The organism is Pantoea sp. X-Soil-ISGK-275 (assembly GCF_059730795.1).
In genome coordinates, this window is record NZ_AP035976.1 from 3,806,059 (window position 1) to 3,821,658 (window position 15,600).

A 15,600-nucleotide genomic window follows, 5' to 3' on the forward strand; every position below is an offset into this window, starting at 1 on the left:
CCAACCTTATCCCTGCTGCATCGACTGCTTTAGTTTGGCAATCACTGGCGTGATCTCTGGCATCACGCCATGCCATAAATGGAAAGCATGAGCGGCTTGCCCCACTAACATGCCAACACCGTCCGCCAGCTGCTGCGCGCCCTGCTGCTGACACCACACTAAGAATGGCGTCAAACCTTGTTGATAAAACATGTCGTAGCACCGCGTTTGCGCATGAATTAGCGATGTGGCCAACGCCGGAACTTTGCCATCAACACCACTTGAGGTGGCATTAATGATCAGATCAAATTGCTGATCTGCTAATTGCTCAAAGCTGGCCGCTTTAATATCCCCGCTATGCTGGAAAATCTCTGCCAGCTGCTCGGCGCGTTCCACGGTGCGATTCACCACCACCAGCGAACATCCGAATGAAAGCAGCGGCAGGATCACGCCACGCGCAGCACCACCGGCGCCCACCAGCAGAATTTGATCGCCGGGATGGATCATCTGCAATCGTTCCAGATCGCTGAGCAAACCGATGCCATCCGTGTTATCGCCGAAGATCTTGCCCTGCGCATCTTTCTTTAAGGTATTAACCGCACCAGATAATGCCGCGCGCTCACTGAGCTCATCGGCAAATTCCCATGCCTGCTGTTTAAAAGGCAGTGTGACATTGGCACCTTTACCGCCTTGCGCAAAGAAATCCGCAACCGACTGTGGAAATCCCTCAAGTGGCGCGCACTCCTTGCCATATTGATGCTCAATGCCAGTTTGCTCAGCGAACAGGCGGTGAATGAAAGGAGATTTACTATGCGCAATGGGATGACCAAAAACGGCGAAATTTTCCATGAATTAGCCCTGACGAATAAGTTCACCGCTAATAACGTCGCGGATTTCAGAAGGATTCAGTCGCCCACCTGTTTCAGCATGCATGACCGGGAACTGCGGACCAAATTGCTGAGCAACCTCTTGCGCATTACGGCATGGCGCTTGGCCGGAAAGATTGGCGCTGGTCGAAACCAGAGGTTTACCAAAACCACGACACAAAGCCTGTACGTGCGGATGATCGCTAACGCGGATGGCCAGAGAGTCAAAACGCCCGGTTAACCAGCGCGGCGTATGTGGCGAGGCGGGCACCACATAGGTTACCGGGCCAGGCCAACTTTCAAACATACGTTCGCGCTGCAGCACCGAGAGTTCACGATCCGCGATATAAGGTTCCAGCTGCGCGTAATCGGCTGCAATCAAAATGAGTCCCTTCTCGACTGGACGCTGCTTGAGCGCCAAAAGCGCCATTACGGCTTCTTCACTGTCGGGATCGCAGCCCAATCCAAACACGGCTTCGGTTGGATAGGCGATAACTTCCTGTTGCTGTAGTTTCTCAATGCAATAATCGAGACTACCCGCTGAATACTGACTTGGCTTCATGATGATGATTCGTCCTGGACGATAGGCTTACCGCAGCGTTTACTGGCGCAGAAGCGCTTCATGCCTTGTGCGGTTTTCTTCTCTATTAATAATGGGAACTGGCAATGCGGGCAAACGCCTTCAACCGGCGCTGCGTTAAGGGCAAACTGACAATCTGGATAGCGATCGCAGGAGTAGAAGGTTTTGCCATAGCGCGAGCGCCGTTGTACCAGTTTACCGTTCTGACATTGCGGACAGGCGATAGCTGTTTCATCTGGCTTATCGATGGTTTCGGTGTAATCACATTCCGGATAATGACTGCAACCCACGAACATGCCAAATCGTCCCTGACGCAGAACTTTGTCTGCGCCACACTGCGGGCACGCATGGCCTTCCAGTACTTTAACGACATGACCATCTCCCTGACTTTTCAGCGGGCGGATGTAATCGCAGGTGGGATAATTCACACACCCCAGAAAAGGGCCGTGTTTGCCAGAACGTATAACTAATTCTGCCCCGCAAGCGGGGCAGGGATCGTGTTTAGGCACGGAGAATAGTGCTGATTTACTCATATTACCGGTTGCATCAATCGCAGATTATTAATGCAGCATACCTTCATTGACGTCGAATAACAGTTCTTCCATTTGCTGATAGGCGTTTTCACATCCTGGGATGTTAAACAGCACCATCAACACCACCCATTTGAGATCTTCAAGATCGAATTCGAGGGTATCGAGGGCCATTACACGTTCGATGACCATTTCGCGCGTTTCCATATTCAGCACCTGGACCTGTTCCAGGAACAAAATAAAACCGCGACATTCTGCATCTAAGCGCTGGTTTTCCTCTTCGGTGTAGATTCGCATTGAGAGCGGATCGTTTGCCATGAGTACAGGCGCAACCAAGCCTTCCTGATAATCCGCTAACCGTTCAAGCCAATTCAACGCATTGTAGATATCTTCACGATGAAAACCGGCATCGGTTAAATCATCGGTCAATTTATCCTGATCAACGCGCATTTCAGCTTCGTTGTGGATATACGTCTCAAACAAGTACATAAGTACGTCGAACATGGCATGCCCTCCTCAATCGGACATAGCCGCCGGGTACAGCTGCGATCCATCCTGCTAACTCCAGCTCCAGCAGGTGAGCTGCGATAACTGGCACAGGTTGGCCGGCACGTTCAGCGACGACGTCAACAGGTGTAACCTCATCACCTACGTTAGCCAACACAGTTGCAAATGGCAATGGCACATCATCACTGTGTTGTGAATATATTGTTTCTGAACTGCTATCAGGCAACCATTGAAGTGTTGAATGTAAATCTTCAAGGATATTGTTGGGATGCGCCACCAGCAGCGCGCCTTGCTGGATAAGCCAGTGCGTTCCTTCACTGCCGGGATTGCCTAGCGCGCCGGGTAACGCATAAACGTTACGATTTTGTTCCAAAGCGTAGCGTGCCGTCACCAGCGATCCGCTTTTCAAAGTGGCCTCAATCACCAATACGCCAAGGCTTAAACCACTGATGATGCGATTACGTCGGGGAAAATTCACCGCATGCGGTGCTGTATCAAGGGGGAATTCCGAGATCAGTGCGCCACCGCCAGTGATGATCTCGCGTGCCAGCGCTTGATGACTTTTAGGGTAAATATGCTGTAGTCCGCTACCTAACACTGCCACAGTTTTACCTTGCACTTCTAGCGCGGCCCGATGCGCCACGCCATCAATTCCGCGCGCCAGACCGCTGGTGATGGTCAATCCACTCAGCGCCAATTGCTGAGTAAACCAGCTTCCCCATTGCTTACCATAATGCGTGCAATGACGGCTGCCCACGACACCGAGTTGAGGCGTCTGCAAGACATCCAAATGTCCAGCGACATACAGCAATGAGGGACGTCGACTGATTTCCGCTAACGCCAAGGGATAATGCTCATCGATACAGAAAACTAAGTGATGCTGTTCATCCTCAAGCCACAGACGCGTTCGTTCTAACTGGCGTGGACACAGCACTTTAAACTGTTGTCGCTGGGTTTCATTTAATCCCTGATCCTGTAAAAGATCGTCATCAACCTGAGCATTACTCTGCAATGCATGAGCTAACTGTCTGACAACCTGACCGCTTAAGCCTTTCACATTTGCCAGCCTAAGCATCCATTCAATTCTCTCCATGCTGCACTCCCTGTCAGCCGCGCTATCATGCGGTGCAATGCTGTCAATCAGGCATCAAAAAGTCTACAATATGAGGCAGTAATCTTTTCTTTAACGCATACAGATCTGGATATTTATGTCAGTTTTGCAGGTATTACATTTCCCTGATGACCGCCTTCGCAAAATCGCTGCGCCGGTGGCAACCGTAAACGCAGACGTTCAGCGTATTGTCGACGACATGTTTGAAACCATGTACGCCGAAGAAGGTATTGGTTTAGCGGCGACTCAGGTCGATATTCATCAGCGCATCATTGTTATTGATGTTTCAGAAAACCGTGACGAGCGTTTGGTGCTGATCAATCCGGAACTGCTGGAAAAAAGCGGTGAAACCGGTATTGAAGAAGGCTGCCTTTCCATCCCTGAACAACGTGCATTTGTGCCGCGCGCAGAGTGGGTAAAAGTGCGTGCGCAGGATCGCGACGGCAAAAGCTTTGAGCTGGAAACCGACGGTCTGCTGGCGATTTGTATCCAGCATGAAATCGATCATCTCGATGGCAAACTTTTCATCGATTATCTGTCGCCACTGAAACGTCAGCGTATCAAACAGAAGCTGGAAAAATTGGCCCGCCTTAACGCACGCGAAGATTAGAAGATTAAGTGCTAATAGAAGGTTAAACTGTGTCTGCACCGCTCAAAATTATCTTTGCCGGTACACCTGACTTTGCAGCGCGTCATTTAGACGCGCTGCTTGCTTCTGAGCATCAGGTTGTTGGCGTCTTTACCCAGCCCGATCGTCCAGCTGGACGCGGAAACAAGCTTACGCCAAGCCCGGTAAAAGTCCTGGCACAGGCGCACGATATCCCCGTATTTCAGCCGAAATCCCTGAAGCCTGAAGAGAACCAGCATCTGGTTGCCGATCTACAGGCCGATATCATGGTGGTGGTCGCTTATGGCTTGATCCTGCCGAAAGCCGTACTGGTGATGCCGCGCCTGGGTTGTATTAATGTGCATGGTTCGCTGCTGCCACGCTGGCGCGGTGCGGCACCCATCCAGCGCTCTCTCTGGGCCGGCGATAGCGAAACCGGTGTCACCATTATGCAGATGGATGTTGGCCTTGATACCGGCGACATGCTGCATAAACTCTCCTGCCCAATTACGGCGGAAGACACCAGCGCTTCGCTGTATGAGAAGCTGGCGCAACTCGGTCCACAAGGCATGCTGTTAACGCTGGATCTGCTGGCAAGTGGTAATGCTAAGCCAGAAGTTCAGGATGAAGCGCTGGCCTCTTATGCCGAGAAGCTGAGTAAAGAAGAAGCACGACTCGATTGGTCACTTTCAGCAGCGCAGTTGGAACGTTGTATTCGTGCCTTCAATCCATGGCCAATGAGCTATTTCATGATTGAAGAACAACCGGTAAAAGTGTGGCAGGCAACGGTTTTGCCGCATCAGAACAAACAACCCGGTGAAATCGTTCATGCTGATAAACAAGGCATTCAGATTGCAACGGCCGATGGTGTGCTGAATCTGGTATCGCTGCAACCTGCCGGTAAAAAAGCCATGTCCGCTCAGGACCTGCTCAATTCGCGCCGCGAATGGTTCGTACCTGGAATCGTTCTGGCCTGATCCTCCAAGCCCGGTTTGACCGGGTTTTTTGTTTGATGAAATAACATGAAAAAAGCTACCAACTTGCGCAGCCTGGCCGCGCAACTCATTGAACGCGTTGTGGACAAAGGCGAATCGCTGAGTGCCATTTTGCCGAGCGCGCAAAAGAACCTATCCGATAAAGATGGCGCGTTACTGCAAGAGCTCTGTTTTGGCGTGATGCGCACGCTGCCGCAGCTGGAAGCCTTAATCGGCAAACTGATGGAGCGCACCTTAACCGGTAAGCAGCGAGTATTGCATTACCTGTTGATGGTTGGCCTTTATCAGCTGCTTTATACCCGCGTACCAGCCCATGCTGCACTGGCAGAAACCGTAGCAGGTGCTGAAGTGCTGAAGCGTACGGCTTTGAAAGGCCTGTTAAACGGCGTGTTACGCCAGTTCCTGCGCCAGCAAGAAGCGCTGTTAGCCGAAGTCGATCAGGGTTCGCAACGTTACTGGCACCCAAGCTGGTTGCTGAAACGTCTGCAAGCTGCATGGCCAGAACAGTGGCAACAGATTGTTGAAGCCAATAATCAGCGACCGCCGATGTGGCTGCGCGTCAATCGCCAGCATCACAGTCGTGATGCCTGGCTGGCGCTATTGCAGGCAGAAGAGAAAGTGGCTTTTCCTGGCGATGCGCAAGATGCATTGCGTCTGGAATCACCCACTCCAGTTAGCCAGCTTCCGGGTTTCGATCAAGGTTGGGTAACGGTGCAGGATCTTTCAGCACAACGTTGCGCACTGCTGCTTGAGCCAAAAGACGGGGAATCTATTCTCGATCTCTGCGCTGCTCCGGGTGGTAAAACCACTCATATCCTCGAAATCGCGCCGCAGGCCAAAGTATTAGCGGTCGATGTTGACCCGCAACGCCTGCTCCGCGTGCATGAGAACTTGCAGCGCTTAGGCATGCAGGCTGAAGTGCGTCAGGGCGATGGCCGTACACCGGCTGAATGGTGCGGTGATATGCAGTTTGATCGCATCCTGCTCGATGCGCCCTGCTCTGCCACAGGTGTAATTCGTCGTCATCCAGACATCAAGTGGCTGCGTCGCGATCGTGATATTCCTGAGCTCGCGAATCTGCAGCGTGAAATTCTTGAGGCCGTTTGGCCGCGTCTGAAATCTGGCGGCACGATGATTTATGCCACCTGCTCAATATTGCCGGAAGAGAACCACAACCAAATTAGCGCCTTTTTGGCAGCGCACATCGACGCCGTGGCTGAGACGTTGCCTCAGGGCCAAGCCAATGGCTGGCAGGTTTTCCCGACCATCGATGGCGGCGACGGCTTCTTCTACGCTAAGCTGATGAAAAAATAGTGCTGCGCACGCTGACAAGAGCATCTAAGCCATGAAAATTATTATCCTCGGCGCCGGCCAGGTCGGCGGAACCCTGGCAGAAAATCTGGTCGGGGAAAATAACGATATTACCGTGGTCGACAGCGATGCCACGCGTTTGCGCGTGTTGCAGGACAAATTTGATCTGCGCGTAGTGCATGGCCACGGATCCCATCCGCGTATTTTGCGTGAAGCCGGTGCTGAAGATGCGGATATGTTGGTTGCGGTAACCAACTCCGATGAAACCAATATGGTGGCTTGTCAGATTGCGTATTCGCTTTTCAATACGCCCAATCGTATCGCGCGTATTCGCGCCGCTGAATACTTACGTGATGCTGAAAAGCTGTTTGTACCGGAAGCTGTGCCGATTGATCATCTGATCTCTCCTGAGCAGTTGGTGATCGACAATATCTACCGTTTGATTCAGTATCCTGGCGCACTTCAGGTGGTGAATTTTGCCGAAGGCAAAGTGAGCCTCGCGGTGGTAAAAGCCTATTATGGCGGCCCGCTGGTCGGAAATCCTTTGTCGATCATGCGGGAACATATGCCGCATATTGATACGCGAGTCGCGGCGATTTTTCGTCAGGATCGCCCAATCAGGCCGCAGGGTTCTACGATTGTGGAAGCTGGCGATGAAGTGTTCTTCATTGCCGCGAGCCAGCATATTCGCGCGGTGATGAGTGAGATGCAGCGTCTGGAAAAACCATATAAGCGCATCATGCTGGTTGGTGGCGGCAATATCGGCTTTGGATTGGCGCAGCGCCTCGAAAAACAGTACAGCGTGAAATTGATTGAACGTAATCAACAGCGTGCGGCGGAACTGGCCGAACGATTACACGATACCATCGTGTTTTACGGCGATGCTTCGGATCAGGAATTGCTGGCCGAAGAGCATGTCGATCAGGTGGATCTCTTCATTGCGGTCACTAACGATGATGAAGCTAATATTATGTCGGCCATGCTGGCCAAGAAAATGGGCGCTAAGAAAGTGATGGTGCTGATCCAGCGCCGCGCCTATGTCGATCTTGTTCAAGGCAGCGTGATCGACATTGCGATCTCGCCACAACAAGCCACCATTTCAGCGCTGCTTAGCCACGTACGTAAAGCAGATATCGTTGGCGTTTCTTCGTTGCGTCGCGGTATTGCAGAAGCCATTGAAGCTATCGCACATGGCGATGAAACAACTTCTCGCGTGGTTGGACGCCTAATAGAAGATATTAAGCTGCCGCCGGGAACCATTATCGGTGCTGTAGTGCGCGGTGATGAAGTAATTATCGCCAATGATAACGTGCGTGTTGAACAGGGCGATCACGTAATTATGTTCCTGACGGATAAGAAGTTTGTACCCGATGTTGAGCGCCTATTCCAGCCAAGTCCATTCTTCCTATAAAAGCTGCGGGCAAAGGCCCGCCGTGAAAATTTTGCTTAATCCATTGTTCTAATGGCAATTGCACAAAGGTTTGTTAGACTTTAGCCATTGGCCAAGGCAAGGAGATAACAATGAGTTTATTCAAAGAGTTTCGTGATTTTGCAATGCGTGGAAACGTGGTTGACCTGGCAGTCGGTGTCATCATCGGTGCCGCTTTTGGTAAGATTGTTTCTTCACTGGTTGCCAATATCATCATGCCGCCACTTGGCTTGCTGATTGGTGGCGTCGATTTCAAACAGTTCAAGTGGGTACTAAAGCCAGCAGAAGGTGATATTCCTGCCGTAGTGATGGAGTACGGTAACTTTATTCAGACAGTGTTTGATTTCGTTATTGTTGCCTTCGCGATCTTCCTCGCAATTAAAGTAATGAATAAGCTGTATCAGAAAAAAGAAGTTGAGAAAGCGGCGCCTAAGCCAACAAATGAAGAGTTACTGCTTACTGAAATCCGTGACCTGTTAAAACAACAAAATCACGATAAATTATGATGAAAAAGCCGCCCAAATGAGGCGGCTTTTTTGTCTCTAAAGAAGAAGGCCAGTGATAAATTTTTCTGCTTATCACTGGCCTCCCAGTTACGTCCTTTTGCGTGTTTGTTTTTACGTTGATAGCTGCCTTTTCCTTTCTGATTCTTCTCAACGCGCTGCCTAAACAGTGGATCATGTAATAATGCTTCAAGTCCATTGTTGTTGATTTTACCTTTTTGGTGCAGATAGCGAGTCATCTCGTCCTCCGGTTATTAATGGCGCAACTATATTCCTTCCAGCGCAAAATTCAATCCTTGCTACAACACATTTCAGGCTGCGGCTCCTCACCTTTTTCCAGAGCTTCCAAAATTGAACAGCAGGCGCTGCTATGCACGTCGCCGCAGCAGGTGTCAGTCAAACGATGCAATGAACGCTGGATCGTCTGCAGTTCAGCGATCATGCCGTTCACTTCATCCAAACGCTTCGCCACAATAGCTTTGGATTCCTGGCAAGTGTAATGTTCAGGATCGATGCGGATCGACAATAAGCCCCGAATTGATTCTAAGCTGAAGCCGAGCTGGCGACCATAGCGAATAAAACGCAGCCGCTGTAAATCATCTTCACTATAAAGGCGAAAGCCGCCCTCAGTGCGTACCTCGTGATTCATCATCTGCTGTTTTTCATAAAAACGGATGGTATCTGGCGTAACATCCGCCAATTTTGCCAGCTGGCCAATCCGGTACATGCTATTTCTCCCGCTGAAAATGATGATGGATGGTATCGCTGTAATCGCCGCGCAAAAATTCGGTGCTGATTCCGGCTTGCTGGAGTTTTATTTCTAATAGCGCTAAGCGTTTCGATAATTCTCGCGCCTTGCCATCGTCAGGATCAAGTTCCTGTAGCAGATCGTTTAGCGCCAATGCTTCACGACGAATTTCAAGTTCCGGGGGTAAGTAACCAGAGTTTTTCAACAGACGATATGCCGTGCGCAGTTCAACCGGAACTCCGCTGTCATCATCTAGCTGTAAAGGTGCACCTTCGCCGGGCAAATTACTCAGTTCACCCTTTTCCTGGGCTTCACGGATATGTTGCTCTACAAGTTGATCAAGTAGCCACATAAAGGAGTTCCTGATGGGTGTATCAGCCATCAGCATAGCGGGAATTACGGAAAATAAAAAACCCGCCGAAGCGGGTTTTCTACGATACTGCAAATTACTCTGTAGTAGCTTCTGCTTGAGCTTCTGGACGATCAACCAGCTCGATGTAAGCCATCGGAGCGTTGTCACCAGCACGGAAGCCACACTTCAGAATACGAGTGTAACCACCGGCACGGCTCGCGAAACGCGGGCCCAGCTCGTTAAACAGTTTTGCCACGATCTCGTTATCACGAGTGCGGGCGAATGCCAGACGACGATTAGCTACGCTGTCGGTCTTGGCAAGAGTAATCAGCGGCTCAACTACGCGACGCAGTTCTTTGGCTTTCGGCAGAGTCGTTTTGATGATCTCATGACGAACCAGAGAACCAGCCATGTTGCGGAACATAGCCTGACGATGGCTGCTGTTGCGGTTCAGTTGACGACCACTCTTACGATGGCGCATGACCTTATCCTTCTCAGTGAAACCTTAACCTGTGATCTGATTATTCATCAGCAATGCTTGCTGGCGGCCAGTTTTCCAGGCGCATGCCCAGAGACAAACCACGTGAAGCAAGCACATCTTTAATCTCGGTAAGAGATTTTTTACCCAGGTTAGGCGTTTTAAGCAGCTCAACCTCGGTACGCTGTACCAGATCACCGATGTAGTGGATAGCTTCTGCCTTAAGGCAGTTAGCAGAGCGGACAGTCAATTCCAGATCGTCAACAGGGCGCAGCAGGATCGGATCGAATTCTGGTTTCTCTTCTTTCACTTCTGGCTGACGTACATCACGTAAGTCAACGAAAGCTTCCAGTTGTTCTGCCAGGATGGTTGCCGCACGACGAATCGCCTCTTCAGGATCGATTGTGCCGTTGGTTTCCATTTCGATGACCAGCTTGTCCAGGTCGGTACGCTGTTCTACACGCGCTGCTTCAACATTGTAGGCAATACGGTCTACAGGGCTGTAGCAAGCGTCAACCAACAGACGGCCGATTGGGCGCTCATCTTCTTCCGAATGAATTCGGGCAGAAGCCGGCACATAACCACGACCACGCTGAACTTTGATACGCATGCTAATAGATGCGTTTTCGTCGGTCAGGTGGCAGATCACATGCTGCGGCTTGACGATTTCAACATCACCGTCGTGGGTGATGTCGGCTGCAGTCACAGGGCCAATGCCAGATTTATTCAGAGTAAGGATGACTTCATCTTTACCTTGAACTCTTACCGCCAACCCTTTCAGGTTAAGCAGGATTTCCAGGATATCTTCCTGTACGCCCTCTTTGGTGGAGTACTCATGAAGCACACCATCAATCTCAACCTCGGTCACCGCGCAACCCGGCATGGAAGAAAGCAGAATACGGCGCAGTGCGTTACCAAGAGTATGGCCAAAGCCACGCTCTAACGGCTCAAGGGTCACCTTGGCGTGCGTCGAACTCACTTGCTCGATATCTACCAGGCGCGGTTTTAGAAACTCTGTCACAGAACCCTGCATTGTGTCCTCTCTTTGGTACTAAGCTTTACTTAGAGTAAAGCTCGACGATCAGGTGTTCGTTAATGTCCGCAGACAGATCAGTACGTTCAGGAATACGCTTGAACACACCTTCCATCTTAGTAGCATCAACTTCCAGCCAGGTTGGCTTTTCACGCTGCTCAGCCAGCTCCAGAGCGGCCTTCACGCGAGATTGCTGTTTGGCTTTCTCACGGATGCTTACGACATCATTCGGAGATACCTGATAAGAAGCGATGTTAACAACGCGACCGTTCACCAGGATAGATTTATGGCTAACCAGCTGACGTGCTTCTGCACGAGTAGCGCCAAAGCCCATACGGTAAACAACGTTATCCAGACGACCTTCCAGCAGGGCCAGCAGGTTTTCACCTGTGTTGCCTTTCAGACGTGCTGCTTCTTTATAGTAGTTGCGGAACTGACGCTCCAGCACGCCGTACATACGACGAACTTTCTGCTTCTCACGCAACTGGCCGCCGTAGTCAGACAGACGCGGTTTACGCGCACCATGCTGACCAGGTGGTTGTTCAATTTTGCACTTGGTATCGATCGCGCGAACGCCAGACTTAAGGAATAAGTCGGTACCCTCACGACGGCTCAGCTTGAGCTTAGGACCCAAATATCTTGCCATTTTCTTTCTCCAACTAACCTAAAAACGGGCGATTAAACGCGACGTTTTTTCGGCGGACGACAACCGTTGTGAGGGATTGGAGTCACATCAGTAATATTAGTGATGCGGAAACCAGCAGCGTTCAGAGCACGAATTGTTGATTCGCGACCTGGACCTGGACCCTTAACCATAACTTCCAGATTCTTAATACCGTAATCTTTCACTGCTTCTGCACAGCGCTCTGCAGCTACCTGAGCAGCAAACGGAGTAGATTTACGTGAACCGCGGAAACCGGAACCACCGGCGGTTGCCCAACCCAGTGCGTTACCCTGACGATCAGTAATGGTAACGATGGTGTTGTTAAAAGATGCATGGACATGAGCCACGCCATCTGAGACTTGTTTTCTTACACGCTTACGTGCACGAACTGGTGCCTTTGCCATTATTTACTCACCCCGATTATTTCTTGATCGGTTTACGCGGACCCTTGCGGGTACGTGCATTGGTCTTAGTACGCTGACCGCGAACTGGCAGACCACGACGATGGCGTAAACCACGATAGCAACCAAGGTCCATCAGACGCTTGATGCTCAGGGTGATTTCACGGCGCAGATCACCTTCAACAACGAATTTACCAACTGCTTCACGCAGCTGTTCAATTTGTTCTTCAGACAGCTCTCTGATCTTAACATTTTCAGCAATACCCGTTGAAGCGCAGATGGCTTTAGAACGAGTTTTACCGATACCGAAAATCGAAGTTAATGCGATAACGGTATGTTTTTGATCAGGAATGTTAATGCCTGCTATACGGGCCACTATGCACTCCTATAATTAAACAAATGCGTCCCATGCTGAAAAGCCCGTTTTCAGGATACTCAAATGGTAACGCATCGACATACAAAAGATTGGCTGGCTAATCTAGCCAGCTCAACCCGACTTTGCAAGAAAAATATGTGACAATATCAGCCTTGGCGCTGTTTATGCTTTGGCTCGGCGCTGCAGATCACACGTACGACACCGTCGCGGCGAATGATTTTGCAGTTACGACATAATTTCTTGACGGAAGCACGAACTTTCATTTTTACTCTCCGTAACTTCTCAAGCACCCGAATTAACGGCCGTAGCCTTTCAGGTTAGCTTTCTTCAATGCAGACTCATACTGACTTGACATCATCAGAGTTTGCACTTGAGCCATAAAGTCCATGATGACGACCACTACAATGAGCAGCGATGTGCCGCCAAAGTAGAATGGAACTTTCATAGCATCACGCATGAACTCCGGGATCAGGCAGATAAAAGTAATATACAGTGCGCCGATTAAGGTCAGACGTGTCATTACTTTATCGATGTACTTCGCCGTTTGCTCTCCCGGACGAATTCCCGGTACGAATGCACCAGACTTCTTCAGGTTATCTGCTGTTTCACGTGGGTTGAAGACCAACGCCGTGTAGAAGAAACAGAAGAAGATGATTGCAGTCGCATAGAGTAGCACATAAAGCGGCTGTCCTGGTTGCAAATACAGCGAAATTGTTGTCAGCCAGTTCCAACCGGTACCGCCCCCGAACCATGATGCTATAGTCGCCGGGAACAGAATAATGCTGGAAGCAAAAATAGCTGGGATTACGCCCGCCATGTTCACTTTCAACGGTAAATGTGTGCTCTGTGCAGCATATACACGACGACCTTGCTGACGTTTAGCGTAGTTGACCACAATGCGGCGCTGGCCACGCTCAACGAAAATAACAAAGAACGTCACTGCAAATACTAGAACTGCAACCAACAGCAACAGAAGGAAGTGCAGGTCACCTTGCCGCGCTTGCTCGATGGTATGGCCAATGGCCGGCGGGAGGCCCGCAACAATACCTGCGAAGATAATGATCGAGATACCGTTACCGATACCTCGCTCAGTAATCTGTTCGCCCAGCCACATCAGGAACATTGTCCCGGTAACCAGACTTACAACAGCGGTAAAGTAGAATGCAAAGCCTGGATTCATTACCAGCCCCTGCATTCCAGGCATATTCGGTAAACCGGTAGCAATACCGATCGACTGGAATACAGCCAGAACCAGTGTGCCGTAGCGAGTGTACTGGCTAATCTTACGACGACCAGCTTCACCCTCTTTCTTAATCTCAGCTAACGCTGGATGAACCACCGTTAACAGCTGGATAATAATAGAGGCCGAAATATACGGCATAATACCCAGTGCGAAGATTGAGGCACGACTAAGAGCACCACCAGAGAACATGTTGAACATTTCAATGATGGTGCCACGCTGTTGCTCAAGCAGTTTGGCAAGTACAGTGGCATCGATACCGGGGATTGGAATAAAAGAGCCAATTCGGAAGACAATGAGTGCACCGATTACAAACAACAGTCTGCGCTTCAGTTCACCAAAGCCACCTTTGGCACTTTGAAAATCTAATCCCGGTTGCTTTGCCATCTGCTACTTATTCCTCGATTTTACCGCCAGCAGCTTCGATTGCAGCACGAGCACCTTTGGTGACACGCAGACCGCGAACCGTTACCGGTGCAGAAACTTCACCAGAAAGAATCACTTTCGCGAATTCAATCTGAACACCGATAATATTGGCCGCTTTCAGCGTATTCAGGTCAACAATACCGCCTTCAACTTTCGCCAGATCAGACAGACGAACTTCTGTCGTGATCATTGCTTTGCGAGAGGTGAAACCGAATTTCGGCAGACGACGATACAGAGGCATCTGACCACCCTCGAAACCGCGACGTACGCCACCGCCAGAACGAGAGTTCTGACCTTTGTGACCACGACCACCAGTTTTACCGAGGCCAGAACCGATACCACGACCCAGACGCTTAGAAGCGTGTTTAGACCCTTCGGCCGGAGACAGAGTGTTTAAACGCATCTCTTACTCCTCCACTTTCAGCATGTAGGAAATCGCGTTAATCATACCGCGTACAGCAGGCGTATCTTCACGCTCAACGGTGTGATTGATGCGACGCAGACCCAAGCCAACCAGAGTCGCTTTGTGCTTAGGCAGGCGGCCGATTGAACTGCGGGTTTGTGTAATTTTAATTGTCTTAGCCATCGTGATTACCCCAGAATTTCTTCAACGGATTTACCACGCTTGGCAGCGACCATTTCCGGAGAATTCATATTGCCCAGGCCATCGATAGTTGCACGAACCACGTTAATCGGGTTGGTAGAACCATACGCTTTAGCCAGAACGTTATGTACTCCAGCAACTTCTAAAACAGCGCGCATTGCACCGCCGGCGATGATACCGGTACCTTCAGAAGCTGGCTGCATGAACACACGAGAACCTGTGTGAGCACCTTTAACAGGGTGCTGCAGGGTGCCGTGAGTCAGCGCGACGTTAATCATATTGCGACGGGCTTTCTCCATCGCTTTCTGGATCGCTGCTGGAACTTCACGCGCTTTACCGTAACCAAAACCAACGCGGCCGTTACCATCACCCACTACAGTCAGTGCGGTGAAGGAGAAAATACGACCACCTTTTACAGTTTTAGATACACGGTTTACCGCGATCAGTTTTTCCTGCAGTTCGCCAGCTTGTTTCTCGATGTTTGACATCTTAGACCTCTACCTTAGAACTGAAGGCCAGCTTCACGGGCAGCATCTGCCAGTGCCTGGACACGACCATGATATTGGAACCCGGAACGGTCGAAAGAGACATTAGTAATGCCTTTCTCAACAGCGCGCTCAGCCAGAGCTTTACCTACAGCTGCAGCGGCGTCTTTGTTACCGGTATACTTCAGTTGTTCGGCAATAGCTTTTTCTACAGTAGAAGCAGCAACCAGAACTTCGGAACCGTTCGGGGCGATCACCTGTGCGTAAATATGACGCGGGGTACGATGTACCACCAGGCGAGTAGCACCCAGCTCTTTGAGCTTGCGACGTGCACGGGTCGCACGACGGATACGAGCAGATTTCTTATCCATAGTG

24 protein-coding genes are annotated in these 15,600 nt (G+C 50.4%); 5 read left to right on the forward strand and 19 right to left on the reverse strand.

What is annotated here, in order from left to right; genetic code table 11:
- Window positions 1-6: 6 nt before the first annotated feature.
- Genes aroE through dprA form a run of 5 tightly spaced genes read right to left on the reverse strand, consistent with a single transcriptional unit; the run spans window position 7 to window position 3,555 of the window.
- The gene (gene aroE, locus AC6I8A_RS17620; protein ID WP_497818841.1) at window positions 7-828 is read right to left on the reverse strand and encodes a shikimate dehydrogenase; all 822 of its coding nucleotides are present in this window, start codon (window positions 826-828) and stop codon (window positions 7-9) included.
- Window positions 829-831: 3 nt separating this feature from the next.
- Window positions 832-1,407, reverse strand: coding sequence for an L-threonylcarbamoyladenylate synthase type 1 TsaC (tsaC, locus tag AC6I8A_RS17625; protein WP_497818842.1), 576 nt, complete (start codon window positions 1,405-1,407; stop codon window positions 832-834).
- The gene (locus AC6I8A_RS17630; RefSeq protein ID WP_256697618.1) at window positions 1,404-1,958 is read right to left on the reverse strand and encodes a DNA topoisomerase family protein; all 555 of its coding nucleotides are present in this window, start codon (window positions 1,956-1,958) and stop codon (window positions 1,404-1,406) included. Before AC6I8A_RS17630 ends, tsaC begins: the two co-directional genes overlap by 4 nt.
- Window positions 1,959-1,985: 27 nt before the next feature.
- Window positions 1,986-2,459 (reverse strand): DUF494 family protein Smg, encoded by a 474-nt coding sequence (gene smg / locus AC6I8A_RS17635; RefSeq protein WP_007891699.1) that lies wholly within the window; start codon window positions 2,457-2,459, stop codon window positions 1,986-1,988.
- On the reverse strand, window positions 2,431-3,555 hold the full coding sequence (gene dprA / locus AC6I8A_RS17640; protein WP_265303469.1) for a DNA-protecting protein DprA: 1,125 nt from the start codon (window positions 3,553-3,555) through the stop codon (window positions 2,431-2,433). The genes smg and dprA overlap by 29 nt, the downstream gene beginning before the upstream one ends.
- A gap of 115 nt (window positions 3,556-3,670) precedes the next feature.
- On the opposite strand from dprA, the gene def reads away from it, so the two are divergent.
- The 5 genes from def (at window position 3,671) to mscL (ending at window position 8,421) form a co-directional block, all read left to right on the forward strand.
- A complete protein-coding gene (gene def, locus AC6I8A_RS17645; RefSeq protein ID WP_008104717.1) occupies window positions 3,671-4,183 on the forward strand; it encodes a peptide deformylase in 513 nt (170 codons plus the stop codon).
- Between the two features lie 29 nt (window positions 4,184-4,212).
- Window positions 4,213-5,157, forward strand: a complete 945-nt coding sequence (gene fmt, locus AC6I8A_RS17650; protein ID WP_479486290.1) for a methionyl-tRNA formyltransferase — start codon at window positions 4,213-4,215, stop codon at window positions 5,155-5,157.
- Window positions 5,158-5,202: 45 nt separating this feature from the next.
- Window positions 5,203-6,489: a 16S rRNA (cytosine(967)-C(5))-methyltransferase RsmB gene (gene rsmB, locus AC6I8A_RS17655; RefSeq protein ID WP_497818843.1), complete on the forward strand. Its 1,287-nt coding sequence runs from the start codon at window positions 5,203-5,205 to the stop codon at window positions 6,487-6,489.
- Window positions 6,490-6,520: 31 nt separating this feature from the next.
- A complete protein-coding gene (trkA, locus tag AC6I8A_RS17660) occupies window positions 6,521-7,897 on the forward strand; it encodes a Trk system potassium transporter TrkA (RefSeq protein WP_007891694.1) in 1,377 nt (458 codons plus the stop codon).
- 110 nt (window positions 7,898-8,007) lie between these two features.
- The gene (gene mscL, locus AC6I8A_RS17665; RefSeq protein ID WP_008104721.1) at window positions 8,008-8,421 is read left to right on the forward strand and encodes a large-conductance mechanosensitive channel protein MscL; all 414 of its coding nucleotides are present in this window, start codon (window positions 8,008-8,010) and stop codon (window positions 8,419-8,421) included.
- On the opposite strand, the gene AC6I8A_RS17670 is transcribed toward mscL, so the two are convergent.
- From AC6I8A_RS17670 to rplR, 14 genes are all read right to left on the reverse strand, one after another.
- On the reverse strand, window positions 8,406-8,657 hold the full coding sequence (locus AC6I8A_RS17670; RefSeq protein ID WP_479486292.1) for an alternative ribosome-rescue factor A: 252 nt from the start codon (window positions 8,655-8,657) through the stop codon (window positions 8,406-8,408). The genes mscL and AC6I8A_RS17670 overlap by 16 nt on opposite strands.
- 50 nt (window positions 8,658-8,707) lie before the next feature.
- Window positions 8,708-9,145 carry a Zn(2+)-responsive transcriptional regulator gene (gene zntR, locus AC6I8A_RS17675; protein WP_497818844.1) on the reverse strand — a complete coding sequence of 146 codons (438 nt, stop codon included), beginning with the start codon at window positions 9,143-9,145 and terminating at the stop codon, window positions 8,708-8,710.
- 1 nt (window position 9,146) lies between these two features.
- Window positions 9,147-9,518: a DnaJ family domain-containing protein gene (locus tag AC6I8A_RS17680; RefSeq protein WP_497818845.1), complete on the reverse strand. Its 372-nt coding sequence runs from the start codon at window positions 9,516-9,518 to the stop codon at window positions 9,147-9,149.
- A 94-nt stretch (window positions 9,519-9,612) separates the two neighbouring features.
- Window positions 9,613-9,999, reverse strand: a complete 387-nt coding sequence (gene rplQ, locus AC6I8A_RS17685; protein WP_497818846.1) for a 50S ribosomal protein L17 — start codon at window positions 9,997-9,999, stop codon at window positions 9,613-9,615.
- A 40-nt stretch (window positions 10,000-10,039) separates the two neighbouring features.
- A complete protein-coding gene (locus tag AC6I8A_RS17690) occupies window positions 10,040-11,029 on the reverse strand; it encodes a DNA-directed RNA polymerase subunit alpha (RefSeq protein ID WP_007891688.1) in 990 nt (329 codons plus the stop codon).
- Window positions 11,030-11,054: 25 nt separating this feature from the next.
- Window positions 11,055-11,675 carry a 30S ribosomal protein S4 gene (rpsD, locus tag AC6I8A_RS17695; protein ID WP_007891687.1) on the reverse strand — a complete coding sequence of 207 codons (621 nt, stop codon included), beginning with the start codon at window positions 11,673-11,675 and terminating at the stop codon, window positions 11,055-11,057.
- Between the two features lie 32 nt (window positions 11,676-11,707).
- Window positions 11,708-12,097: a 30S ribosomal protein S11 gene (rpsK, locus tag AC6I8A_RS17700; protein ID WP_004160563.1), complete on the reverse strand. Its 390-nt coding sequence runs from the start codon at window positions 12,095-12,097 to the stop codon at window positions 11,708-11,710.
- 16 nt (window positions 12,098-12,113) lie between these two features.
- Complete coding sequence (gene rpsM / locus AC6I8A_RS17705) at window positions 12,114-12,470, reverse strand: 30S ribosomal protein S13 (RefSeq protein ID WP_034830736.1); 357 nt, start codon at window positions 12,468-12,470, stop codon at window positions 12,114-12,116.
- 146 nt (window positions 12,471-12,616) lie between these two features.
- The gene (gene rpmJ, locus AC6I8A_RS17710) at window positions 12,617-12,733 is read right to left on the reverse strand and encodes a 50S ribosomal protein L36 (RefSeq protein WP_004160566.1); all 117 of its coding nucleotides are present in this window, start codon (window positions 12,731-12,733) and stop codon (window positions 12,617-12,619) included.
- A 32-nt stretch (window positions 12,734-12,765) separates the two neighbouring features.
- The gene (gene secY / locus AC6I8A_RS17715; RefSeq protein ID WP_007891686.1) at window positions 12,766-14,097 is read right to left on the reverse strand and encodes a preprotein translocase subunit SecY; all 1,332 of its coding nucleotides are present in this window, start codon (window positions 14,095-14,097) and stop codon (window positions 12,766-12,768) included.
- Between the two features lie 7 nt (window positions 14,098-14,104).
- Window positions 14,105-14,539, reverse strand: coding sequence for a 50S ribosomal protein L15 (rplO, locus tag AC6I8A_RS17720; protein WP_007891684.1), 435 nt, complete (start codon window positions 14,537-14,539; stop codon window positions 14,105-14,107).
- A gap of 3 nt (window positions 14,540-14,542) precedes the next feature.
- Window positions 14,543-14,722 carry a 50S ribosomal protein L30 gene (rpmD, locus tag AC6I8A_RS17725; RefSeq protein WP_007891681.1) on the reverse strand — a complete coding sequence of 60 codons (180 nt, stop codon included), beginning with the start codon at window positions 14,720-14,722 and terminating at the stop codon, window positions 14,543-14,545.
- Between the two features lie 5 nt (window positions 14,723-14,727).
- The gene (gene rpsE, locus AC6I8A_RS17730) at window positions 14,728-15,228 is read right to left on the reverse strand and encodes a 30S ribosomal protein S5 (protein WP_007891679.1); all 501 of its coding nucleotides are present in this window, start codon (window positions 15,226-15,228) and stop codon (window positions 14,728-14,730) included.
- A 14-nt stretch (window positions 15,229-15,242) separates the two neighbouring features.
- Entirely contained in the window at window positions 15,243-15,596 is a 354-nt protein-coding gene (gene rplR, locus AC6I8A_RS17735) for a 50S ribosomal protein L18 (protein WP_008104733.1), read from the reverse strand.
- Between the last annotated feature and the right edge of the window lie 4 nt (window positions 15,597-15,600).